The organism is Streptomyces sp. NPDC058663 (genome assembly GCF_042716745.1).
Classification (GTDB): domain Bacteria; phylum Actinomycetota; class Actinomycetes; order Streptomycetales; family Streptomycetaceae; genus Streptomyces.
In genome coordinates, this window is record NZ_JBHXRV010000023.1 from 32852 (window position 1) to 54400 (window position 21549).

General features: G+C 71.0%; 14 protein-coding genes. 6 read left to right on the top strand and 8 right to left on the bottom strand.

Translation table 11 applies throughout. The annotated features are described in order from the left end of the window. Window positions 1-58: 58 nt before the first annotated feature. Window positions 59-3208: an isoleucine--tRNA ligase gene (ileS, locus tag ACFWVV_RS18450; RefSeq protein ID WP_384346914.1), complete on the bottom strand. Its 3150-nt coding sequence runs from the start codon at window positions 3206-3208 to the stop codon at window positions 59-61. A 586-nt stretch (window positions 3209-3794) separates the two neighbouring features. Here ileS and ACFWVV_RS18455 point away from each other — a divergent pair. The 4 genes from ACFWVV_RS18455 to ACFWVV_RS18470 all read left to right on the top strand — a co-directional run bounded on the left by ACFWVV_RS18455 (window position 3795) and on the right by ACFWVV_RS18470 (window position 7143). Continuing rightward, window positions 3795-4715, top strand: coding sequence for a TraR/DksA family transcriptional regulator (locus tag ACFWVV_RS18455; RefSeq protein ID WP_384346917.1), 921 nt, complete (start codon window positions 3795-3797; stop codon window positions 4713-4715). A gap of 245 nt (window positions 4716-4960) precedes the next feature. Beyond that, window positions 4961-5650: a signal peptidase II gene (lspA, locus tag ACFWVV_RS18460; protein WP_384346920.1), complete on the top strand. Its 690-nt coding sequence runs from the start codon at window positions 4961-4963 to the stop codon at window positions 5648-5650. Between the two features lie 84 nt (window positions 5651-5734). Then, the gene (locus ACFWVV_RS18465) at window positions 5735-6676 is read left to right on the top strand and encodes an RluA family pseudouridine synthase (protein ID WP_384346923.1); all 942 of its coding nucleotides are present in this window, start codon (window positions 5735-5737) and stop codon (window positions 6674-6676) included. Next, on the top strand, window positions 6676-7143 hold the full coding sequence (locus ACFWVV_RS18470) for a GNAT family N-acetyltransferase (RefSeq protein WP_384347187.1): 468 nt from the start codon (window positions 6676-6678) through the stop codon (window positions 7141-7143). The genes ACFWVV_RS18465 and ACFWVV_RS18470 overlap by 1 nt, the downstream gene beginning before the upstream one ends. A gap of 118 nt (window positions 7144-7261) precedes the next feature. Here the strand turns inward: ACFWVV_RS18470 and ACFWVV_RS18475 are convergent, their stop codons facing one another. Then, window positions 7262-8848 (bottom strand): Na+/H+ antiporter, encoded by a 1587-nt coding sequence (locus tag ACFWVV_RS18475; protein ID WP_384346926.1) that lies wholly within the window; start codon window positions 8846-8848, stop codon window positions 7262-7264. A 121-nt stretch (window positions 8849-8969) separates the two neighbouring features. Next, a complete protein-coding gene (locus ACFWVV_RS18480) occupies window positions 8970-10172 on the bottom strand; it encodes a mechanosensitive ion channel family protein (RefSeq protein WP_384346929.1) in 1203 nt (400 codons plus the stop codon). A 22-nt stretch (window positions 10173-10194) separates the two neighbouring features. Between ACFWVV_RS18480 and ACFWVV_RS18485 the strand changes: the two genes are divergently transcribed. Next, window positions 10195-10773 (top strand): dienelactone hydrolase family protein, encoded by a 579-nt coding sequence (locus ACFWVV_RS18485; RefSeq protein ID WP_384346932.1) that lies wholly within the window; start codon window positions 10195-10197, stop codon window positions 10771-10773. Window positions 10774-10828: 55 nt separating this feature from the next. On the opposite strand, the gene ACFWVV_RS18490 is transcribed toward ACFWVV_RS18485, so the two are convergent. The 5 genes from ACFWVV_RS18490 to ACFWVV_RS18510 form a co-directional block, all read right to left on the bottom strand. Beyond that, window positions 10829-12784, bottom strand: a complete 1956-nt coding sequence (locus ACFWVV_RS18490; protein ID WP_384346935.1) for a serine/threonine-protein kinase — start codon at window positions 12782-12784, stop codon at window positions 10829-10831. 5 nt (window positions 12785-12789) lie between these two features. Then, window positions 12790-14478 carry an alkaline phosphatase D family protein gene (locus tag ACFWVV_RS18495; RefSeq protein WP_384346937.1) on the bottom strand — a complete coding sequence of 563 codons (1689 nt, stop codon included), beginning with the start codon at window positions 14476-14478 and terminating at the stop codon, window positions 12790-12792. A 98-nt stretch (window positions 14479-14576) separates the two neighbouring features. Next, a complete protein-coding gene (locus ACFWVV_RS18500) occupies window positions 14577-15389 on the bottom strand; it encodes a thioredoxin domain-containing protein (protein WP_384346940.1) in 813 nt (270 codons plus the stop codon). A gap of 72 nt (window positions 15390-15461) precedes the next feature. After that, window positions 15462-16154, bottom strand: a complete 693-nt coding sequence (locus ACFWVV_RS18505) for a hypothetical protein (RefSeq protein ID WP_384346943.1) — start codon at window positions 16152-16154, stop codon at window positions 15462-15464. Window positions 16155-16371: 217 nt separating this feature from the next. Further along, on the bottom strand, window positions 16372-17697 hold the full coding sequence (locus tag ACFWVV_RS18510) for a DUF2252 domain-containing protein (protein WP_384347189.1): 1326 nt from the start codon (window positions 17695-17697) through the stop codon (window positions 16372-16374). Between the two features lie 279 nt (window positions 17698-17976). Between ACFWVV_RS18510 and dnaE the strand changes: the two genes are divergently transcribed. Continuing rightward, entirely contained in the window at window positions 17977-21513 is a 3537-nt protein-coding gene (gene dnaE / locus ACFWVV_RS18515; protein WP_384346946.1) for a DNA polymerase III subunit alpha, read from the top strand. Window positions 21514-21549: the final 36 nt, after the last annotated feature.

Consider the following 21549-nt stretch of genomic DNA (forward strand, 5'->3'; position numbering starts at 1 on the left):
CGGTGGGGACAAGGAGGGGCCCGGAAGCAGTTGGTGCTTCCGGGCCCCTCCCTGGAGATCAGACCTTGCGGAGGTGGAAGGTCAGGGAGAGGGGCTCGTCGGTGAAGGCTTCGCCGAAGGAGGAGTCCGGGGCGCCTTCCGCGTAGTCCGTGGCCAGGACCTCGTCCGCGATGAGTCCGGCGTGGGCCGCGAGGGCCTCCGCCGTCTCCGGGGACGAAGCCGTCCAGCGGACCGCGATGCGGTCGGCCACGTCGAGACCGGAGTTCTTGCGGGCCTCCTGGATCAGCCGGATCGCGTCGCGCGCCAGGCCCGCCGTGCGCAGCTCCGGGGTGATCTCCAGGTCGAGGGCGACCGTCGCGCCGGAGTCCGAGGCGACCGACCAGCCCTCGCGGGGAGTCTCGGTGATGATCACCTCGTCCGGGGTGAGGGTGATGGTCTCGCCGTTGACGACCAGCGGGGCCTCACCGGAGCGCAGGGCCAGGGAGAGGGCCGCGGCATCCGCGGCGGCGACCGCCTTCGCGACGTCCTGGACACCCTTGCCGAACCGCTTGCCCAGGGCACGGAAGTTCGCCTTGGCGGTCGTGTCCACCAGCGAGCCGCCCACCTCGGAGAGGGAGGCCAGGGAGGAGACGTTCAGTTCCTCGGTGATCTGGGCCTGGAGCTCGGGGGACAGGGCCGAGAAGCCCGTCGCCGCGACCAGCGCGCGGGAGAGCGGCTGGCGGGTCTTGACGCCCGACTCCGCGCGGGTGGCGCGGCCCAGCTCGACCAGGCGGCGTACCAGCGCCATCTGGGTGGAGAGGGCCGGGTCGATGGCGGCGAGGTCGGCCTTCGGCCAGGTGGACAGGTGGACGGACTCGGGGGCGTCCGGGGCGACGGGCACCACCATGTCCTGCCAGACCCGCTCCGTGATGAAGGGGGTCAGCGGGGCCATCAGGCGGGTGACCGTCTCGACGACGTCGTGCAGCGTGCGCAGCGCGGCCTTGTCGCCCTGCCAGAAGCGGCGGCGGGAGCGGCGTACGTACCAGTTGGAGAGGTCGTCGACGAAGGCGGACAGGAGCTTGCCGGCCTTCTGGGTGTCGTATGCCTCCAGGGCGACGGTGACCTGGTCGACGAGGGCGTTCAGCTCGGAGAGCAGCCAGCGGTCGAGGACGGTGCGCTCCGCGGGCGCCGGGTCGGCGGCGGAGGGCGCCCAGTTCGACGTACGGGCGTACAGCGCCTGGAAGGCGACCGTGTTCCAGTACGTCAGGAGGGTCTTGCGGACGACCTCCTGGATGGTGTTGTGGCCGACACGGCGGGCCGCCCAGGGGGAGCCGCCGGCCGCCATGAACCAGCGCACCGCGTCCGCGCCGTGCTGGTCCATCAGCGGGATGGGCTGGAGGATGTTGCCCAGGTGCTTGGACATCTTCCGGCCGTCCTCGGCGAGGATGTGGCCGAGGCAGACGACGTTCTCGTAACTCGACTTGTCGAAGACGAGCGTGCCGACGGCCATCAGCGTGTAGAACCAGCCGCGCGTCTGGTCGATGGCCTCCGAGATGAACTGCGCCGGGTAGCGCTTCTCGAAGATCTCCTTGTTCTTGTACGGGTAGCCCCACTGCGCGAACGGCATCGAACCCGAGTCGTACCAGGCGTCGATGACCTCGGGCACGCGCGTGGCCGTGAGCGAGCAGCCCTCGTGGGTGCAGCTGAAGGTGACGTCGTCGATGTAGGGGCGGTGCGGGTCCAGGGCGGACTGGTCCTGCCCGGACAGCTCGGTCAGCTCGGCGCGGGAGCCGACGCAGGTGAGGTGGTTGTCCTCGCAGCGCCAGATGGGGAGCGGGGTGCCCCAGTAGCGGTTGCGGGAGAGCGCCCAGTCGATGTTGTTGTTCAGCCAGTCGCCGAAGCGGCCGTGCTTGACCGTGTCCGGGAACCAGTTGGTCTTCTCGTTCTCTTCGAGGAGACGGTCCTTGACGGCGGTGGTGCGGACGTACCAGGACGGCTGCGCGTAGTAGAGCAGCGCGGTGTGGCAGCGCCAGCAGTGCGGATAGCTGTGCTCGTAGGGGACGTGGCGGAACAGCAGGCCGCGTGCGTCCAGGTCGGCGGTGAGCTGCTCGTCTGCCTTCTTGAAGAAGACGCCGCCGACGAGGGGGACGTCCTCCTCGAAGGTGCCGTCGGGGCGGACCGGGTTCACGACCGGGAGGCCGTACGACTTGCAGACCACGAGGTCGTCGGCGCCGAAGGCGGGGGACTGGTGGACGAGACCGGTGCCGTCCTCGGTGGTGACGTAGTCGGCGTTGACGATGTAGTGGGCTTCAGCGGGGAACTCCACGAGCTCGAAGGGGCGCTGGTAGGTCCAGCGCTCCATCTCGGCCCCGGCGAAGGACTCGCCGGTCACCTCCCAGCCCTCGCCGAGCGCCTTCTCGAGCAGCGGCTCGGCGACGACGAGCTTCTCCTCGCCGTTGGTGGCGACGACGTAGCGGACCGTCGGGTGGGCGGCGACGGCCGTGTTGGAGACCAGGGTCCAGGGGGTCGTCGTCCAGACCAGCAGTGCGGCCTCGCCCGCGAGGGGGCCGCCGGTGAGCGGGAAGCGGACGAAGACGGACGGGTCGACGACGGTCTCGTACCCCTGGGCCAGCTCGTGGTCGGAGAGACCGGTGCCGCAGCGGGGGCACCAGGGCGCGACGCGGTAGTCCTGGGTGAGCAGGCCCTTGTTGAAGATCTCCTTCAGGGACCACCAGACGGACTCCACGTACTCGGGGTCCATCGTGCGGTACGCGTCGTCCAGGTCGACCCAGTAGCCCATGCGCTGGGTCAGCTCGGCGAAGGCGTCGGTGTGCCGGGTGACGGACTCGCGGCACTTGTCGTTGAACGCGGCGATGCCGTAGTTCTCGATGTCCTGCTTGCCGCTGAAGCCGAGTTCCTTCTCGACCGCCAGCTCGACGGGCAGGCCGTGGCAGTCCCAGCCGGCCTTGCGGCCGACGTGGTAGCCCTGCATCGTGCGGAAGCGGGGGAAGACGTCCTTGAAGACGCGGGCCTCGATGTGGTGGGCGCCGGGCATGCCGTTGGCGGTCGGCGGGCCCTCGTAGAAGACCCACTCGGGGCGGCCCTCGGACATGTCGAGGGTCTTCGCGAAGACCTTGGCCTTGTCCCAGAACTCCAGGACTGCGTGTTCCAGGGCGGGCAGGTCGACCTGTGCGGGTACCGGGTTGTACTGCGGCTTCGGCGATGTCATCGGGCGCTCTTCCTCCGGCGGACGTCAATGCTTCCGTCGGAGGGACGAGAACCGTGCGGCTCCCGCGGTACCACCCTCCTTGGCCCGGACGGCGTACGTCCGTGGCCCCCTCATTGGGGTCGCGCAGCCGGGTCTAGTCACCCGCCGCGGTCTGCGGGGGCTTTCTTCCGGCGGCTCCGGGGTGATGCTTCACGCCGTGCTCGCCCCCGGGCTCTCACCGTCCCCGGATCGCTCATCGCTGCGTGCGGCGCTACTCGGCCCCATCGATGCCTTTCGCTCCGGCCAGTGTACGGGGCGGGGGGTACGGCGGCAGACCGGTTTTCGGGGGCGGGCGCGGGGGCGGGCCGGGGACCGGGCGGCGGGCGGGGAGTGACCCGAATGGCCACACGGCGGCCGGTGGGCCGCTGCCACGCGCGCGTGGGGCGATTACCCGGCGGAGAGCTGGGCACAACGGATGCAGGTCCGTCTCGATACGGCGTGGGGAGGGAAGAACCGGTGGTGCGTCCCGTTGCCGCGGTGCTGGAGTCGATTTATCGTCCCAGCACGATTCGCGTGCAAGATCACAATATGTGAAGGGGCCGCGGCCATGGTGGCTGACAAGACCGCCGGAACGAAGAGAACGGCGTCGACGAGATCCACCGGAACGGCGGCCGGGAAGCAGTCCGCCGAGGACGAGCAGGGCGCGGCCCCGGCGAAGAAGGTGGCCAAGAAGGCGGTGAAGACCGCGGGGACGAAGGCTGCCGGAGCCAAGGCCGCCGAGAAGAAGGCAGCCGGGGCCAAGGCCACGGAGGAGGCGGCCGGGGCCAAGGCGGCGGAAAAGGCTGCCGGGGCCAAGGCGGCGGAGAAGAAGGCCGTCGCGAAGAAGGCGGCTCCGGCAGCGAAGAAGACACCGGCGAAGAAGGCGGCGGCCGGCAGGGCCGCGGCAGCGAAGACGGCTCCCGAGGCTCCTGCCGCGGGTGCCGGTAAGCAGGCCGCACCCGCGGCCGAGGGGGCGGCCGAGGCCGCGGAGACGGGAGCCGAGACGGTGGTTGCGAAGAAGAGTCCGGGCGGTGCCACGACGGCCAGGAAGAAGGCGGTGCCGGCCGCTCGTGCGACGGCCGCGGTGGTGCCGGGCGAGCTCGCCGTGCGGCCGGGGGAGGACCCGTGGACCCCGGACGAGGTCGCCGAGGCGCGGGCCGAGCTGGACAGCGAGATCCTGCGGCTGCGTGCCGAGATCGCCTCCTTCGAGGAGGCGCTCTCCGGGCTGATGCGGGACTCCGGGAGCGGCGCCGGCGACGACGACGCGGACACCGGCAGCAAGAACATCACCCGCGAGCACGAGATGTCCCTGGCCGCCAACGCCCGCGAAATGCTGGAGCAGACCGAGCGGGCCCGCGACCGGCTCGACTCCTGGACGTACGGCATCTGCGAGAACTGCGGCAACCCGATCGGCAAGGCCAGGATGCAGGCCTTCCCGCGCGCCACCCTCTGCGTGGAGTGCAAGCAGAAACAGGAGCGGCGCTACTGAGGCCCGTGCCCCTGCCGCACGCCGGCCCCCGAGCCGTGTGGCGCGTGTGACGTGTCGCCCGGGACGCGTGTGGTGCGCGGCTCGGGTGGGTGTGAGGGGCGTGGCTCGGCTTCTCGGGGCGTGCGCCCCGGGTGTGCGGCGGGCTTTGTGAGCCCCCGGGTCCGTACGTGTGTGCCGTACCCTCGTGCTCACTGTGACTTCCCCGGGGAAGCCGCGGCAGTCAGGTACGAGGGCGAGGGACTTACGTGGCAGAGGTGGAGCGCATCATCGGTACGCCAGAGGTGGAGGGGGCCGGGCCGGAGCGGTCCTCGCAGGACGAGGACGCTGCGGGAACGGCTGCCGCGGAGACCACCGGGACCACCGGGGACACCCCTGCGCAGACCCCCGCGGAAGGCGCGGGCGAGGACGCGGAGAAGGCCGCCGGGGCGGCCGGGACCGCCGCACGGGGCAAGCGGAAGCTGGCGGTCCTGTTCGTCATCGCGCTGATCGCCTACGCGCTCGACCTCGGCACCAAGCTGCTCGTGGTGGCCGAGCTGGAGCCCAGCGGCGAGACGATCAACGTCATCGGTGAGCTGCTGCAGTTCCGGGCGATCCGCAATCCGGGCGCCGCCTTCGGCTTCGGCGAGGCGTTCACGATCATCTTCACGATCATCGCGGCCTCGGTGATCGTGGTGATCGCCCGTCTCGCGCGCAAGCTGTACAGCATGCCGTGGGCCATCGCGCTCGGGCTGCTGCTCGGCGGTGCGCTGGGCAACCTCACCGACCGGATCTTCCGTACGCCGGGATTCCTGGAGGGCGCGGTCGTCGACTTCATCGCCCCCGCCAACTTCGCGGTCTTCAACCTGGCCGACTCGGCGATCGTCTGCGGCGGCATCCTGATCGTGATTCTGTCCTTCAAGGGGCTGGACCCGGACGGAACCGTGCACAAGGACTGAGTCCGCGGGGCCCGGCGCGGCTGCCCAGGGTCCGGGAGGGGCGTGCGGTAAGGGCTTGTCGGTGCGGTCCTGCATACTCGACGGGTGAGTACGATTCCCGAGATCCGCACCCTGCCCGTTCCCGATGGCCTTGAGGGCGAGCGCGTCGACGCCGCCATTTCCCGGATGTTCGGGTTTTCCCGGACCAAGGCGGCCGAGCTCGCCGCTGCCGGAAAGGTCCAGGTCGACGGCTCGGTGGTCGGGAAGTCCGAACGCGTGCACGGCGGGGCCTGGCTGGAGGTCGAGATGCCCGCGCCGCCCACCCCCGTACAGATCGTCGCCGAGCCCGTCGAGGGCATGGAGATCATCCACGACGACGACGACGTCCTGGTGATCGTGAAGCCGGTCGGCGTGGCCGCGCACCCCAGCCCCGGCTGGACGGGCACCACCGTCATCGGCGGTCTCGCCGCCGCGGGCTACCGGATCTCCACCTCCGGTGCCGCCGAGCGTCAGGGCATCGTGCACCGGCTCGACGTCGGTACGTCCGGGCTGATGGTCGTCGCCAAGTCGGAGCGCGCGTACACCTCGCTCAAGCAGCAGTTCCGCGAGCGGACCGTCGACAAGCGCTACCACGCCCTGGTCCAGGGCCACCCCGACCCGATGAGCGGCACCATCGACGCACCCGTCGGCCGGCACCCGAACCACGACTACAAGTGGGCCGTCGTCGCCGAGGGAAAGCCCTCGGTCACGCACTACGACCTCATCGAGGCGTTCCGGGCGGCCAGCCTCCTCGACATCAAGCTGGAGACCGGGCGCACGCACCAGATCCGGGTGCACATGTCGGCCCACCGCCACCCGTGCGTGGGCGACGTGACGTACGGCGCCGACCCGACGATGGCCAAGCGGCTGGGGCTGACCCGGCAGTGGCTGCACGCGATGCGGCTCGGGTTCACCCACCCGGGCAGCGGCGACTGGGTCGAGTTCGAGAGCCCGTACCCGGACGACCTGCAGCAGGCGCTGGACGTGATCCGGGCGGAGAGCGAGTGATCCAGGGCCCGTACACGGTGCGGGTGGCCGCCGGGCCCCAGGACCTGGACGCGTGCTTCGCGGTGCGCAAGGAGGTCTTCGTGGCCGAGCAGGAAGTGCCCGAGGACATCGAGTACGACAGTTACGACCGCACCGCGGTGCACGTCCTGGCGCTCTCCGGGGACGGCACCGCGCTGGGCACGGGCCGGCTGCTGCACGGGGCCGACGCCCTGGGGAAGACCGGCGCGGGCCCGGACGTCGGCTCGCTGGGCCGGCTCGCGGTGAGCGCGGCGGCCCGGGGGCTCGGGGTCGGCACGGCACTGGTACGCGGCATCGAGGACGCGGCACGGGAGCGGGGGCTGACGGCGATCGACCTGCACGCACAGACGCACGCGCTGGGCTTCTACGAACGGCTGGGGTACGAGGTGTACGGGCCGGTCTTCCTGGACGCGGGGATCGAACACAGGGCGATGCGCCGGGCGCTCTGACGGGGCACCCGGGGCCGGACCGGCCCCGCTGTGCGCGGCCCGCCCAGTAGAGGCGCGCTCCCCGTACACCTCCGTCGCATCCGGCCGCCGGTCGCGCCCCCCGTACACCTCCGCACCCTCACCTCAGACTCCGCAGATCCAGCTGGTGCAGCACCCGGTCCACCACCTCCGGGTCCACCCCGGGCTCGTTCCGCGCGGCCAGCACCTCGTGCCGGGCCGCCGACATCATTTCCCGCTGGATCCGCAGCACCGCCTTCACCCGCCCGGCCCGTGACGCGTACGCCTCGCGCCGTTCCTCGTCGACGATGCCGGGGCTGATCCGCGCCCCGAGGTCGAAAGCCCCCCGCTGCAACCGCTCGGACACCTCGTCCGGCAGCTCCTCGACCTCCTCGATCTCCTTCAGCCGCCGCCGCGCCGCCTTCGCGGCCCGCACCGCCAGGGTGTGCTCCAGCTCGCGCTCGGCGTCCGAGTCCGCCCGCACCCCCAGCTTCCGTACCAGCCAGGGCAGCGTCAGCCCCTGCACCACCAGCGTCGCCATGATCACGCAGAAGGCGATGAAGACGATCTCGTCGCGTGCCGGGAAGTCCGCCCCGGAGTCCGTCGTGAGCGGGATGGCCAGCACCAGCGCGACCGAGGCCACTCCGCGCATCCCCGACCACCACATGACGACCGTCTCGCGCCAGCTCACCGGGATGTCCTCGTTCACGTCGCGGCGCTTGTGCAGCCGCTTGGCGAGCCAGGTCGCGGGCAGCAGCCACAGCAGCCGTACGCCGACGACCACACCGGTCACCGCCGCGCCCCAGCCCAGCATCTCGCCGAACCGGCCGTCGGCGAGCCCGAAGACGTAGTGCAGTTCGAGCCCGATGAGCCCGAAGGCGACACCGGTGACCAGCATGTCCACGACCTGCCAGAAGGTCTGCCCGGCCAGCCGGCCCATCACGTCGTCGGCGTCGACGGCGTGCGAGGCGAGGTAGAGCGCCGAGGTCAGCACCGCCAGCACCCCCGACCCCATGAACTCCTCGGCCAGTACGTAACTGATGAACGGCACCAGCAGCGTCAGCCCGATCTGGAGCGTGGCGTCCCCGAGGTATCCCATGAGCTTGTTGCTGAGCCAGCCCAGGCCCCCGCCGACCAGCACGGCGACCACGGCCGAGAGCACCAGCTCACCCATCGCGGCGGGCCAGGAGAAGGTTCCGCTCACGGCCGCGCCGATCGCCACGTGGTAGAGCACGATCGCGGTGACGTCGTTGAACAGGCCCTCGCCCTCCAGGATCGACACCAGCCGCCGCGGCAGCCCCAGCGAGCCCGCGACGGCGGTCGCCGCGACCGGGTCGGGCGGTGCGACGAGCGCCCCGAGCGCCACGGCGGCGGCGATCGGCAGTCCGGGGACGACGGCGTTGGCGACGGCGGCGACAGCGGCCGTCGTGACGAAGACGAGCGCGACCGCGAGCAGCAGGATCGGCCGGAAGTTGGCGGTGAACTGCCGCCAGGAAGTGCGCTGCACGGCCGCGTACAGGAGCGGTGGCAGTACCAGCGGAAGAATGAACTCCGGTGGGATGTCCGGATTGGGCACGAAGGGGATGAGGGCGAGCACCACCCCGGCCAGGGTCATCAGCACCGGCGCGGGCAGCCCCAGCCGCTCACCGAGCGGCACCGAGACCACTGCCCCGAGCAGCAGCACGAACAAGAGGGCCAATTGATCCACGGGGTGCCTTCCGGGCGTTCAGCAACAAAACCCCACCTTGCCACAAACCCCCCAAACCACCCCGGCCCAGGGGGCGGGGTGGTGTCAGGGCGAGCGGGCGCAGTGGCGACGGGACGAGGGGTCAGCCGCGGCCGGTCCTGTGGGCGCTGGCAGCGACCCGGCGGTGGTGGGCGGCCGGGGGCGGGGCGTCGTCGTCGGTGCGGATGTCCGCGTTGTTGGTGTGCAGTTCCTCCGGGCGGGGGGCGCGGCCGGAGGAACCGGCGCCCGAGGGCCACTGGCCACCCGGCGGCGGTATCGCCTCGGCGGCGCTGACCTTCGGCAGGGCGTACGGGTGTTCCGCGCAGAGCCAGCCGATCAGCTGCTCGCGGACCGCGCACCGTACCGTCCATATGTCGTCGGCGTCCTTCGCGGTCACCACCACCCGCACTTCCATGGTGCTGGGCGAGGTGTCCGTCACCGCCAGGCTCCAGTCCCGGCCGTCCCAGGTGGGGGTGGCCGCCAGGATCTCGCGGAGCTTGTCGCGCATCGCCGCGACCGGCGCGTGGTGGTCCAGCTGGAGGTAGACCGTGCCGGTCATCTGGGCGCCGCCGCGCGACCAGTTCTCGAACGGCTTGCTGGTGAAGTACGAGACGGGCATGGTGATGCGGCGCTCGTCCCAGGTGCGTACGGCCAGGAAGGTCAGCGTGACCTCCTCGACCACGCCCCACTCGCCGTCCACGACCACCGTGTCCCCCAGCCGCACCATGTCGCCGAAGGCGATCTGGAAGCCGGCGAAGAGGTTGCCGAGCGTCGACTGGGCGGCGACACCGGCGACGATGCCGATGATTCCGGCCGAGGCCAGCATCGACTTCCCGATGGCCTGCATGTTGGGGAAGGTCATGAGCATGGCGGAAATGGCGACCACGGCGACGACGGCGGTCACGATCCGCATGATGAGCGTGACCTGGGTGCGGACCCGGCGTACCCGGGCGGCGTCGCGCGACTGGGAGGCGTACCGCGCGTACGACGCCTCGACGACGGTCGCGGCGACCCGCACGATCAGCCACGCGGTCGCGGCGATCAGGACGAGCGAGAGGCTCTGGCCGATGCCCTTCTCGTGGTCCTTGACGATTTTCAGTTCGGTCTGGTCGTACGCGCCCCGCAGGAACGCGGTGAGCAGGACGACCATGAGGGGTGGCCGGCAACGGCGCAACAGGCCCCACAGCGGGGTCTCGTGGTGACGGGCATCGGCCCGGCGCAGCACGACGTCGACTGCCCAGCCGACGAACAGCGTGAGCACGACCGAGCCACCCAGGACTGTCAACGGGCGCAGTACGTTCTCCATGACTCCGAAACCAAATGGCAGGATGAGCGGAATGGACATCATTCTTTTCCACTCCGTCTACGGTCTGCGCCCGGCTGTGCAGGCCGCTGCGACACGGCTGCGTGCTTCCGGGCACCAGGTGCACGTGCCCGACCTCTTCGAGGGGCAAACGGCCGGGAGTGCGCAGGAGGGCCGGGAGCTCATCGAGAGGATCGGCCGCGACGAGCTGCTGCGGCGGGCCGTGGCGGCCGCCGCACCCCACTCCGACAAGGGTCTGGTCTACGCCGGATTCTCCTGGGGCGGCTCCGTCGCGCAGATCCTCGCGGTCGGCGACGACAAGGCCCGCGGGCTGCTCCTGCTGCACGGCACCTCGGACATCGCCGAGGACGCGGCCGTCGACGACCTGCCCGTACAGCTGCACGTCGCGTCCCCGGACCCCTTCGAGTCCGACGACTGGCTGAACAGCTGGTACCTCCAGATGCAGCGCATCGGCGCCGACGTGGAGATCTACCGCTACCCGGGCGCCGGACACCTCTACACCGACCCGGACCTGCCCGACCACGACGAGAAGGCCGCCGAACAGACCTGGCGGATCGCGGTGGGATTCCTGGCGACGCTCTGAGTTCCCGGCAGGCGCCCGCCGCAGGCTGCTGTCTCCCGGCCCGGACGGTACGCCGTCACGGGCGGGTGCAGCGTCCCTTCGGTGCCCGTGCGGGCGGGCTGCACAGGTAGACGCGGTCGGACGCCTCGTCGCTGAGCCAGCGGCCGACGCACTCGTTCGCGGTCAGGCGGCCGCGCAGGGCGCAGTTCGCGAGGGCGGCGCGGCCGCTGCGGTACGGGCCCGGCGCGTAGATCACCCAGTAGCCGGCGCGCAGGGACGCGTAGTCGTCGCTGCGCAGCACGGCCGCTTCCGGCACCTGGCGGCGGACCGCAGCCAGCCTGGCGTCGACGGCCGCCCGGCTGGAGGTCACCGGCTCGGAGTGCAGCTGGGCGATCCAGTGGCCGGCCGGACCCGGCGGCGCGGGCGGCGGCACCGGCCGCACCGGGGTCGCCGACGCGGACGGGACGCCGGTGGTTGCGGACACGGAACCGCTCGGTGGCGCGGAGGCCTGCCGGGAGCCCGGGACGGTGGGCCGCGGGCCACCGGACGCTACGGAGCCACTGCCCGACGCACCGGGCACTGCGGGTGCGTCCCCCTGGGCCGCCGGGGCGGCGGAGCCGGTCGCGGAGCTGCCGGGCCCGGTGCCGTCCTCTCCGGTGAAGAGGTACACGCCGACGCCCAGCAGGGCCAGCGCGACGGCACAGGCGGCGACGGCCGACGCGGTCCGCCGGCTGCGCGCCGCAGCGGCGGGCTGGTCCGGCGCGGTGCGCGGCCGCGGCCCCACGGTCGCCAGCGCGTACGGCGGCGGACTCTGACCGGCCCCCCATGGCGGGGACGGCGGGGACGGCGGGACGGGAGGCTGGGCGGGGCCCTCGCCATAGGGCCGGGGCTGGGCGGGGCCCTCGCCGTACGGCCCTGGAGGCGGGGGCAGGGGCGAGTCCAGCCGGGTCGGCAGGGGCAGGGGCAGCGGCGGCGTCGGGGCCGAGGGCTCCGGACCGTGGCCCGCCTCCGCCGCCGCGAGCAAGGCGTCCAGCCGGGCCGCGTCCGGGCGGGCCGCCGGGTCCCTGACCAGGAGCTGGGCCAGGACTCCGCCCAGCGGCCCGGCCAGGCGTGGCGGTGGCACCGGGTCGTCCAGTACGGCGGCCAGGGTGGCCAGGGTGCTGTCCCGGCGCATCGGGCTGAGCCCTTCCACGGCGACGTACAACAGCATGCCGAGCGACCAGAGGTCGGCGGCCGGGGCGTCCGGTGCGCCCCTGATGCGCTCCGGGGCGATGTACTCCGGCGAGCCGATGAACTCGCCGGTCATGGTCAAGGGGGAGGCACCGACGAGGGAGGCGATGCCGAAGTCGGTGAGGACGGCGGTGGTGGCGGGGGAGTCCGCGGGGGCGTCCGTGCCGGTCGTGTCGGGGCGCAGCATGACGTTCGCGGGTTTCACGTCGCGGTGGTGGATCCCGGCCGCGTGCGCGGCGCGCAGCCCGGCCAGCACCTGGCGGCCGGTCCTGGCGGCCTCCCGGTAGCCCAGCGGGCCCTGGTCGAGCCGCTGTTGCAGGGACTGGCCGGGGAGCAGCTCCATCACCAGCCAGGGACTCGGACCGCCGGCCGGGGACCCAGCCCCGCCGGAGCCGTCCGGATCGCCGGGGCCCTCGGCGAACCCGGAACCGCCGCCGTCCACGATGTGATGGATCGTCACCACGTTCGGGTGGCTGATCCGGGCCAGCGCACGGGCCTCGCGCAGCACGCGCGCGTGCAGCTTGCGCGAGGCCGTCGGGTCCGCGGCGGACAGGGCCGGGTCGGGCGGGCGCATCTCCTTGAGTGCCACCTCGCGGTGCAGTGCCAGGTCGCGGGCCCGCCAGACGGTGCCCATGCCGCCGCTGCCGAGCCGTTCCAGCAGCTCGAAGCGTCCGTCGACGACCCGGCGCGCGCCCGCGCCGGACCCTGTGCCGCCGGTGTGTGCGTCGCTGCCGCCGGTGTGTGCGTCGCCCTCGCCGTGCGCGTGGTCCCGTCCGCTGCCCTGTCCGTCGCCCCCGTACATGCGGATCAGCGTACGGGCTGGTGCACCCGCTCCACCCGCTGCGTACCCGAACGTGTGCGGTAGGAACGGCTCCACGAACTGCTTGCGTCCTGGCGGGTCTTGTCGGACACCTTGTAGTAGTCCATCTGTGCGTGCTCGGCGGTGACGTCGAGGACGCCGTACCCGTGGGCGTCCATGTCGAGCCACCTCACGTGCCGGTTGGCGGCCCTGACGGCCGTCGCGGCGGCCAGCGACAGGGTGTACGGGGCGACGTGCAGCATGTCGTCCAGGTTGTCGGAGGTCACCGAGGTGATCACGAACTCGACGCCCGCGGAGCCGGAGGAGGGGTACGTCGCGGCCTTCACCGGGACGTCGTTGGCCCAGGACATGTGGATGTCGCCGGTGAGGAAGACGGTGTTCGCGATGCCGCTGCCGGTCAGGTGGGCGATCAGTTCCCTGCGGTCGTCGGTGTAGCCGTCCCACTGGTCGGTGTTGACCGCGATGCCCCCCTTGGGGAGCCCGACCAGTTCGGCGACCGGCTCCAGCAGGTGTGCGGGCAGCGAGCCGAAGGCGACCGGCGAGATCATCACCGAGGTGCCGACCAGCTTCCAGGACGCGTCGGAGGCGGCGAGACCGGCCTTGAGCCAGTCCAGTTGGGCCCGGCCGGTGAGCGTGCGGTCCGGGTCGTCGACCTTGCCGCTGCCGACCGCCGCCTGCTCGCCGCGGAAGGAGCGCAGGTCGAGCAGGTGAAGATCGGCCAGCCTGCCCCAGCGCAGCCGGCGGTAGACGGTGCCCTCGGTGGAGGCGCGGACCGGCATCCACTCGAAGTAGGCCTGCTTGGCGGCGGCCACCCGGGCCGCCCAGTCGCCCTCGGCGCCGGGCGTGTGGTTCTCCGCCCCGCCCGACCAGGCGTCGTTGGCGAACTCGTGGTCGTCCCAGATCGCGACGACGGGGTGTCTGTGGTGCAGCGCCTGCAGGTCCGGGTCGGTCTTGTACGTGCCGTGCCGGGTGCGGTAGTCGGCGAGCGAGACGATCTCGTGCTTCGGCTCGTGCTGCCGTACGGCGTACTTGGCCGCGGGGTAGCTGCCGGTCCCGTATTCGTAGAGGTAGTCGCCCAGGTGCAGGACCGCGTCCAGATCGCCGCGGGCGGCCAGGTGGCGGTAGGCGGAGAAGTAGCCGGCCTCCCAGTTGGCGCAGGACACCACGCCGAGGCGCACCCCCTCGGTGGCGGCGTCGGAGGCCGGGGTGGTGCGGGTGCGGGCGACGGGGGAGTGGACGGAACCGCAGGAGAACCGGAAGTAATAACCGGTCTCCTGGCGCAAGCCCCTTACATCGACCTTCACGGTGTGGTCGGTGGCCGCGCTCGCGGTCACCGCTCCCCGGGCGACGACGCGGGTGAAGTCCTTGTCCTCCGCGACCTCCCAGGAGACCGCGGTGTCGGGGCCGAGCCCGGAGCCGGGCGTGGCCCCGGGTATCGGGGTGAGGCGGGTCCAGAGCAGGACACCGTCGGGAAGCGGGTCGCCGGAGGCGACGCCGTGCAGGAACGCGGGGGCCTCGGCCGCCGCCCCCGGAAGAGCTGCGGCGGCGGGGGACGCGGCGCCGCCCACCAGGACGGGGACGGCGGCGGTGGCGGCGACGGCCTTGAGGGCCGTGCGGCGGGACGGGATCCGGATCGCTTCGGGGACACCCGTGGCAGGAGTGGTTCGACTGGTCACGGATGATCACATTACTGATCAGTAGCCGCCGGGGTGGGTGAACGTACGAATGTTCACCCACCCGTTGACCGGGCGTGCGCCCCTGCTTTGAGGGGGTGTCAGCCCTTGAGGGCCTTCTCCAGTGCGGCCTGGAAGTCCGCGGGCGCCATGGGGGCGGCGTCGGTGCCCTCCTTGACGACCACCTTGCCGTCCATCTTCAGGGTCGGGGTGCCCTTGATGCCGCTGGCGTCGAACTTCTCGGACATCTTCAGCGCCCACGCGTCGTACGTGCCGGCCTTGACCGCGTCCTGGAACTTCTTGTTGCCCTTGAGGGCCGGGATCTGGTCGCCGATCTTGATGAGGTAGTTGTCGTCGGCGAACTTGTCGACGCTCTCCTCGGGGTGGTTGGCCTGCGAGTACAGCGCGCCCTTGTACGCCAGGAAGGCCTCGGGGCTGACGTTCAGCGCGGCACCCAGGGCGCTCGTGGCGTTCTTGGAGCCCACGCCGCTCGCCATGTTGTCGATGAAGGTGGCACCGACGTACTGCACCTTGTACTTGCCGGCGTCGACGTCCTTCTTGATCTGCTCGCCGTTGGCCTGTTCGAAGGCGGCGCAGCTGGGGCAGCGCGGGTCCTCGTACAGCTCCAGGGTCTTCTTCGCCCCGGCCTTGCCGACGACGACGGTGGTGCCGTTCTCGCCGGAGCTGTTGGCGGGCTTGGTCACCGGTGCTTCCTTGGCCGCTTCCCAGGCCTTCGGCTTGTTGGCCTGGATGACCCCGTAGCCGACGCCGCCGGCTATCGCCAGGACGGCGACGACCGACCCGGCGACGACGAGCTGCCGCTTCGTCCTGTCCTTCTTCGCCTGCTTCTCGCGCTCGATGCGCAGCCGCTCGCGGGCCGCCTGCTTGTTCGCCTGGTTGTTGCGTGCGCTCATGATCGTGCCAACTCCGTGGGTACTGGTCTGCCGTGTGGGGAGTGCCTGGCCGGGGTGGGTGCGACCCGGGGCTCAGGCGGCGAGGACGAGCCCGGCGGCAGGCGGCCCGCGCCGGCCCACGGAGTGCACGAGCAGCCGGGAGCGGGGCACCGCGGCCGCGTACCGCAGGGCAGGCCGGTGCCCGGCGGCCCGTACGGTGCGCAGGCCCGCCATCGAGGCCACCGCGAGCAGCAGCGGCCGGAAGGCGGACAGGGCCGTCGCCCGCAGCAGCCCCGCCAGTGCCGCCTCGCCGTGCCGCAGCCAGCCGGCGGCCAGCAGCCCGACCGCCGTGTGCGCCCCGAGCAGCAGCCAGGGCAGGGCGGGGTCGGGCGTGGCCAGGAGCGTGCCGAGGTGGTCGTTCGGCAGGGTGTGGACGAAGGGTGCGCCGACCGGGGCCCCGCCGCACAGCACCTCCACCCCGAAGGAGCGGAGCGCACCGGCGACGGGCCCGCCGGAGGGCCCGTAACAGACGTGCTGTCCGGTGGTGAAGAGGGTGTCCGCCGCCAGTTCGAGGGGCACCAGCAGGGCGGCGATCGGTGCGAAGCCGCGCTCGCGCCCGGCCAGCGCGTACGCGAGGGCGAACACGGCGGCGCCGAGGGCGGCGACCGTGACCGGCGGCAGCGGAACTCCGGACAGCAGCACGTGCGAACCCACGGACAGCGTCACGACGAGTGCCGTGAAGAGTGCTGCCCGCAGGGTTCTCAGCGGAGTCCTGGATATGCCCATCGGCGTCGAGTTTGCCATGCGGCGGGGTAAGCGGTCCCTAAGGGCCGGGAAACGGTATGGAGCTGTGAGTTCTGCCCCGGCTGTGAGTTCTGCCCCGGCTGTGAGTTCTGCCCCGGCAGGGGGTTCTGCCCCGCAGGGAGTTCTGCCCCGGGACGCAGGCCCCCCGCGGCGGGTCCGCTCCCGCGCGCGCCGGCCGGATCCCCGTCGTGCGGCCGTTTCAGATCCCCGGGATGCGGCCGTTGCGGAACAGGTCGACGAAGATCTGGTGGTCCTGGCGGGCCCGGGCGCCGTAGCTGTGGGCGAAGTCGACCAGGAGTTCCGCGAAGCCTTCCTCGTCGGCGGCGATCGCCGCGTCGATGGCCCGCTCGGTGGAGAACGGGACCAGTGAGTGCCCGCTCTCGTCGTCGGCGGCCGCGTGCATGGTGGCCGTCGCCCGCCCGAGGTCGGCGATCACCGCCGCGAACTCGTCCGGCTCGTCGATGTCGGACCAGTCAAGGTCCACCGCGTACGGCGACACCTCGGCGACGAGCTGCCCCTGCCCGTCCAGCTCGGTCCAGCCGAGCCACGGGTCCGCGTTCACCTGCAGCGCGCGCTGCGAGATGACCGTGCGGTGGCCCTCGTGCTGGAAGTAGTCGCGGACGGCGGCATCCGTGATGTGCCGGGAGACCGCGGGGGTCTGGCCCTGCTTCATGTAGATGATCACGTCGTTCTCGAGGGCGTCGCTGTTGCCCTCCAGGAGGATGTTGTACGACGGCAGCCCCGCCGAGCCGATGCCGATGCCGCGGCGGCCGACGACGTCCTTCACCCGGTAGGAGTCCGGGCGGGTCAGCGAGGACTCCGGAAGGGTCTCCAGATAACCGTCGAACGCGGCCAGCACCTTGTAGCGGGTGGCCGCGTCCAGGTCGATCGACCCGCCGCCGGAGGCGAAACGCCGCTCGAAGTCGCGGATCTCGGTCATCGAGTCGAGCAGCCCGAAGCGGGTCAGCGAGCGGGCGACGCGCAGCGCGCCGAGCAGCGGGCCCTCGGCCGTGTCGAGTGTGAAGGGCGGCACCTCGTCGTTCTTGGCGCCGGTGGCGAGCTGGTGGACGCGCTCGCGGTAGGCGCCCGCGTACACCCGGACCAGGTCGCCGATCTGGTCGTCGCCGAGCGCCTTCTGGTAGCCGATGAGGGCGATCGACGCGGCGAAGCGCTTGAGGTCCCAGGTGAAGGGGCCGACGTACGCCTCGTCGAAGTCGTTGACGTTGAAGATCAGGCGGCCCTCGGCGTCCATGTACGTGCCGAAGTTCTCGGCGTGCAGGTCGCCGTGGATCCACACCCGGGAGGTCCGGTCGTCCAGGTACGGCCCGCCGTTCTGCTCGCGTTCCTGGTCGGCGTAGAACAGGGAGGCGGCGCCCCGGTAGAACGCGAAAGCGGACGCGGCCATCTTGCGGAACTTGACCCGGAAAGCGGCCGGGTCGGCGGCGAGCAGCTGCCCGAAAGCGGTGTCGAACACGGCGAGAATCTGCTCGCCGCGCTGGGCGGCTTCTGTCTGCGGAACCGACATCGCCGGGGCCTCCTGGTGCATGACGTACATGTCGCGTACTGGGCAAATGGGGCAGGTTCGGGTCAGGCCTGCGACCTGTCCAACGCACGACCGTACCCCTGAGTGCCCGGCAGCCGGAGCGTCTCGCGGGACCGGAGTGATGTCAGTGCCCCGAAGTAGACTTCGAGGCTGTCCGGCTCATCCGCCGGACCCGCCCGTGCGGCCCGCCGTCCCGGCCCGCCCGTCCGGGCCGTCCGCCCCGTCCGCCCGTACCCGACCGCAGCACCGGAGGCCTCCGCCGTGACCAAGCCGCCCTTTACGCACCTCCACGTCCACACCCAGTACTCGCTGCTGGACGGTGCCGCGCGGCTGAAGGACATGTTCGAGGCGGCCAACCAGATGGGGATGTCGCACATCGCGATGTCCGACCACGGCAACCTGCACGGCGCGTACGACTTCTTCCACACGGCGCAGAAGGCCGGCGTCACCCCGATCATCGGCATCGAGGCGTACGTCGCCCCGGAGTCGCGGCGCAACAAGCGGCGCATCCAGTGGGGCCAGCCGCACCAGAAGCGCGACGACGTGTCCGGTTCCGGCGGTTACACGCACAAGACGATCTGGGCGGCGAACAGCACCGGCCTGCACAACCTCTTCCGGCTGTCCTCCGACGCGTACGCCGAGGGCTGGCTGACCAAGTGGCCCCGGATGGACAGGGAGACGATCTCCAAGTGGTCCGAGGGTCTGATCGCCTCCACAGGATGCCCCTCCGGTGAGGTGCAGACGCGGCTGCGGCTCGGCCAGTTCGACGAGGCGGTGCAGGCGGCCTCCGACTACAAGGACATCTTCGGCGAGGGCAGGTACTTCCTGGAGCTGATGGACCACGGCATCGAGATCGAGCGCCGGGTCCGCGACGGCCTCCTGGAGATCGGCAAGAAGCTGGGCATCCCTCCGCTGGTCACCAACGACTCGCACTACACCTACGCCCACGAGGCGACCGCGCACGACGCCCTGCTGTGCATCCAGACCGGCAAGAACCTCTCCGACCCGGACCGCTTCCGCTTCGACGGCACCGGCTACTACCTGAAGTCGACCGAGGAGATGTACGCCATCGACTCCTCGGACGCCTGGCAGGAGGGCTGCGCCAACACCCTGCTGGTCGCGGAGCAGATCGACACCACCGGCATGTTCGAGAAGCGCGACCTGATGCCGAAGTTCGACATCCCCGAGGGCTTCACCGAGGTCACCTGGTTCCAGGAGGAGGTCCGCCGCGGCATGGAGCGCCGCTACCCGGCAGGCGTCCCCGCGGACCGCCAGAAGCAGGCCGAGTACGAGATGGACACCATCATCTCCATGGGCTTCCCCGGCTACTTCCTGGTCGTGGCCGACTTCATCATGTGGGCCAAGAAGCAGGGCATCGCGGTGGGCCCCGGCCGCGGCTCGGCGGCCGGCTCGATCGTCGCGTACGCCATGGGCATCACCGACCTCGACCCGATCACCCACGGCCTGATCTTCGAGCGGTTCCTCAACCCCGAGCGCATCTCCATGCCCGACGTCGACATCGACTTCGACGAGCGCAGGCGCGTCGAGGTGATCCGGTACGTGACGGAGAAGTACGGCTCCGACAAGGTCGCCATGATCGGCACCTACGGAAAGATCAAGGCGAAGAACGCCATCAAGGACTCCGCCCGCGTCCTCGGCTACCCGTACGCCATGGGCGACCGGCTCACCAAGGCCATGCCCGCCGACGTCCTGGGCAAGGGCATCGACCTCTCCGGCATCACCGACCCCACGCACCCGCGCTACGGCGAGGCGGGCGAGATCCGCGGGATGTACGAGAACGAACCGGACGTGAAGAAGGTCATCGACACCGCCAAGGGCGTCGAGGGCCTGGTCCGCCAGATGGGCGTGCACGCGGCCGGCGTCATCATGTCCAGCGAGCCGATCGTCGACCACGCCCCGCTGTGGACGCGGCACACCGACGGCGTCACCATCACGCAGTGGGACTACCCGCAGTGCGAGTCGCTCGGCCTGCTCAAGATGGACTTCCTGGGCCTCAGGAACCTCACCATCATGGACGACGCCGTCAAAATGGTGCGGGCCAACAAGGGCATCGACCTGGAGATGCTCTCCCTGCCGCTCGACGACCCGAAGACCTTCGAACTGCTCTGCCGCGGAGACACGCTCGGTGTCTTCCAGTTCGACGGCGGCCCGATGCGCTCGCTGCTCCGCCAGATGCAGCCCGACAACTTCGAGGACATTTCCGCCGTCTCGGCCCTCTACCGGCCGGGCCCGATGGGCATGAACTCGCACACCAACTACGCGGAGCGCAAGAACGGCCGCCAGGAGATCACGCCGATCCACCCGGAGCTCGAAGAGCCCCTGAAGGAGACGCTCGGCCTCACCTACGGCCTCATCGTGTACCAGGAGCAGGTGCAGAAGGCCGCCCAGATCATCGCCGGGTACTCGCTCGGCGAGGCCGACATCCTGCGCCGGGTGATGGGCAAGAAGAAGCCCGAGGAACTGGCGAAGAACTTCGTCCTCTTCCAGGAGGGCGCGAAGAAGAACGGCTACTCCGACGCGGCCATCCAGGCGCTGTGGGACGTGCTGGTGCCGTTCGCCGGATACGCGTTCAACAAGGCGCACTCCTCCGCGTACGGCCTGGTCACCTACTGGACCGCGTACCTCAAGGCGAACTACCCGGCCGAGTACATGGCCGCCCTGCTGACCTCGGTGAAGGACGACAAGGACAAGTCGGCCGTCTACCTCAACGAGTGCCGCCGCATGGGCATCAAGGTGCTTCCCCCCAACGTCAACGAGTCCGAGTCCAACTTCGCCGCCCAGGGCGACGACGTGATCCTCTTCGGCCTCACCGCCATCCGCAACGTCGGGCAGAACGTCGTCGACTCGATCATCCGGATGCGCAAGGCGAAGGGGAAGTACAGCTCCTTCCCCGACTTCCTGGACAAGGTCGAGGCCGTCGTCTGCAACAAGCGCACCGTCGAATCCCTCATCAAGGCCGGCGCGTTCGACGAGATGGGCCACACCCGCAAGGGCCTCGTCGCCCACCACGAGCCGATGATCGACAACGTGGTGCAGGTGAAGAGGAAGGAGGCCGAAGGCCAGTTCGACCTCTTCGGCGGCGGCGAGGAGGACAGCAGCGAGCCCGGCTTCGGGCTCGACGTGGAGTTCTCCGACATCGAGTGGGAGAAGTCGTACCTGCTCGCGCAGGAGCGCGAGATGCTCGGCCTGTACGTGTCCGACCACCCGCTCTTCGGCCTGGAGCACGTCCTCTCCGACAAGGCGGACGCGGCGATCGCCCAGCTCATGGGCGGAGAGCACGCCGACGGCGCGGTCATCACGGTCGGCGGCATCATCTCCGGCCTCCAGCGCAAGATGACCAAGCAGGGCAACGCCTGGGCGATCGCCACGGTCGAGGACCTGGCGGGCTCCATCGAGTGCATGTTCTTCCCCGCCACCTACCAGCTGGTGTCCACCCAGCTCGTCGAGGACACGGTCGTCTTCGTCAAGGGCCGCCTGGACAAGCGCGAGGACGTGCCGCGGCTGGTGGCCATGGAGCTCCAGGTCCCCGACCTGTCGAACGCCGGGACCAACGCCCCCGTCGTGCTGACCATCCCGACCGTCAAGGTCACCCCGCCGATGATCAGCAAGCTGGGCGAGATCCTCTCCCACCACAGGGGCAACACCGAGGTCCGCATCAAGCTGCTCGGAGCCCGCAAGACGACCGTGCTGCGGCTCGACCGGCACCGGGTGACCGCCGACCCGGCCCTCTTCGGTGACCTGAAGGTGCTGCTCGGCCCGAGCTGCCTGGCGGGCTGACCGGGCACCGCAGCCGGGCCGTACGAAAGGCGGCAC

Excerpts from the sequence above, each read along its gene's own strand:
- ACFWVV_RS18510 (WP_384347189.1), bottom strand. The coding sequence starts at position 17,697 with ATGTCGGTTCCGCAGACAGAAGCCGCCCAGCGCGGCGAGCAGATTCTC.
- ACFWVV_RS18490 (WP_384346935.1), bottom strand. The coding sequence starts at position 12,784 with ATGTACGGGGGCGACGGACAGGGCAGCGGACGGGACCACGCGCACGGC.
- ACFWVV_RS18455 (WP_384346917.1), top strand. The coding sequence starts at position 3,795 with ATGGTGGCTGACAAGACCGCCGGAACGAAGAGAACGGCGTCGACGAGA.
- ACFWVV_RS18500 (WP_384346940.1), bottom strand. The coding sequence starts at position 15,389 with ATGAGCGCACGCAACAACCAGGCGAACAAGCAGGCGGCCCGCGAGCGG.
- ileS (WP_384346914.1), bottom strand. The coding sequence starts at position 3,208 with ATGACATCGCCGAAGCCGCAGTACAACCCGGTACCCGCACAGGTCGAC.
- ACFWVV_RS18480 (WP_384346929.1), bottom strand. The coding sequence starts at position 10,172 with ATGGAGAACGTACTGCGCCCGTTGACAGTCCTGGGTGGCTCGGTCGTG.
- ACFWVV_RS18485 (WP_384346932.1), top strand. The coding sequence starts at position 10,195 with ATGAGCGGAATGGACATCATTCTTTTCCACTCCGTCTACGGTCTGCGC.
- ACFWVV_RS18505 (WP_384346943.1), bottom strand. The coding sequence starts at position 16,154 with ATGGGCATATCCAGGACTCCGCTGAGAACCCTGCGGGCAGCACTCTTC.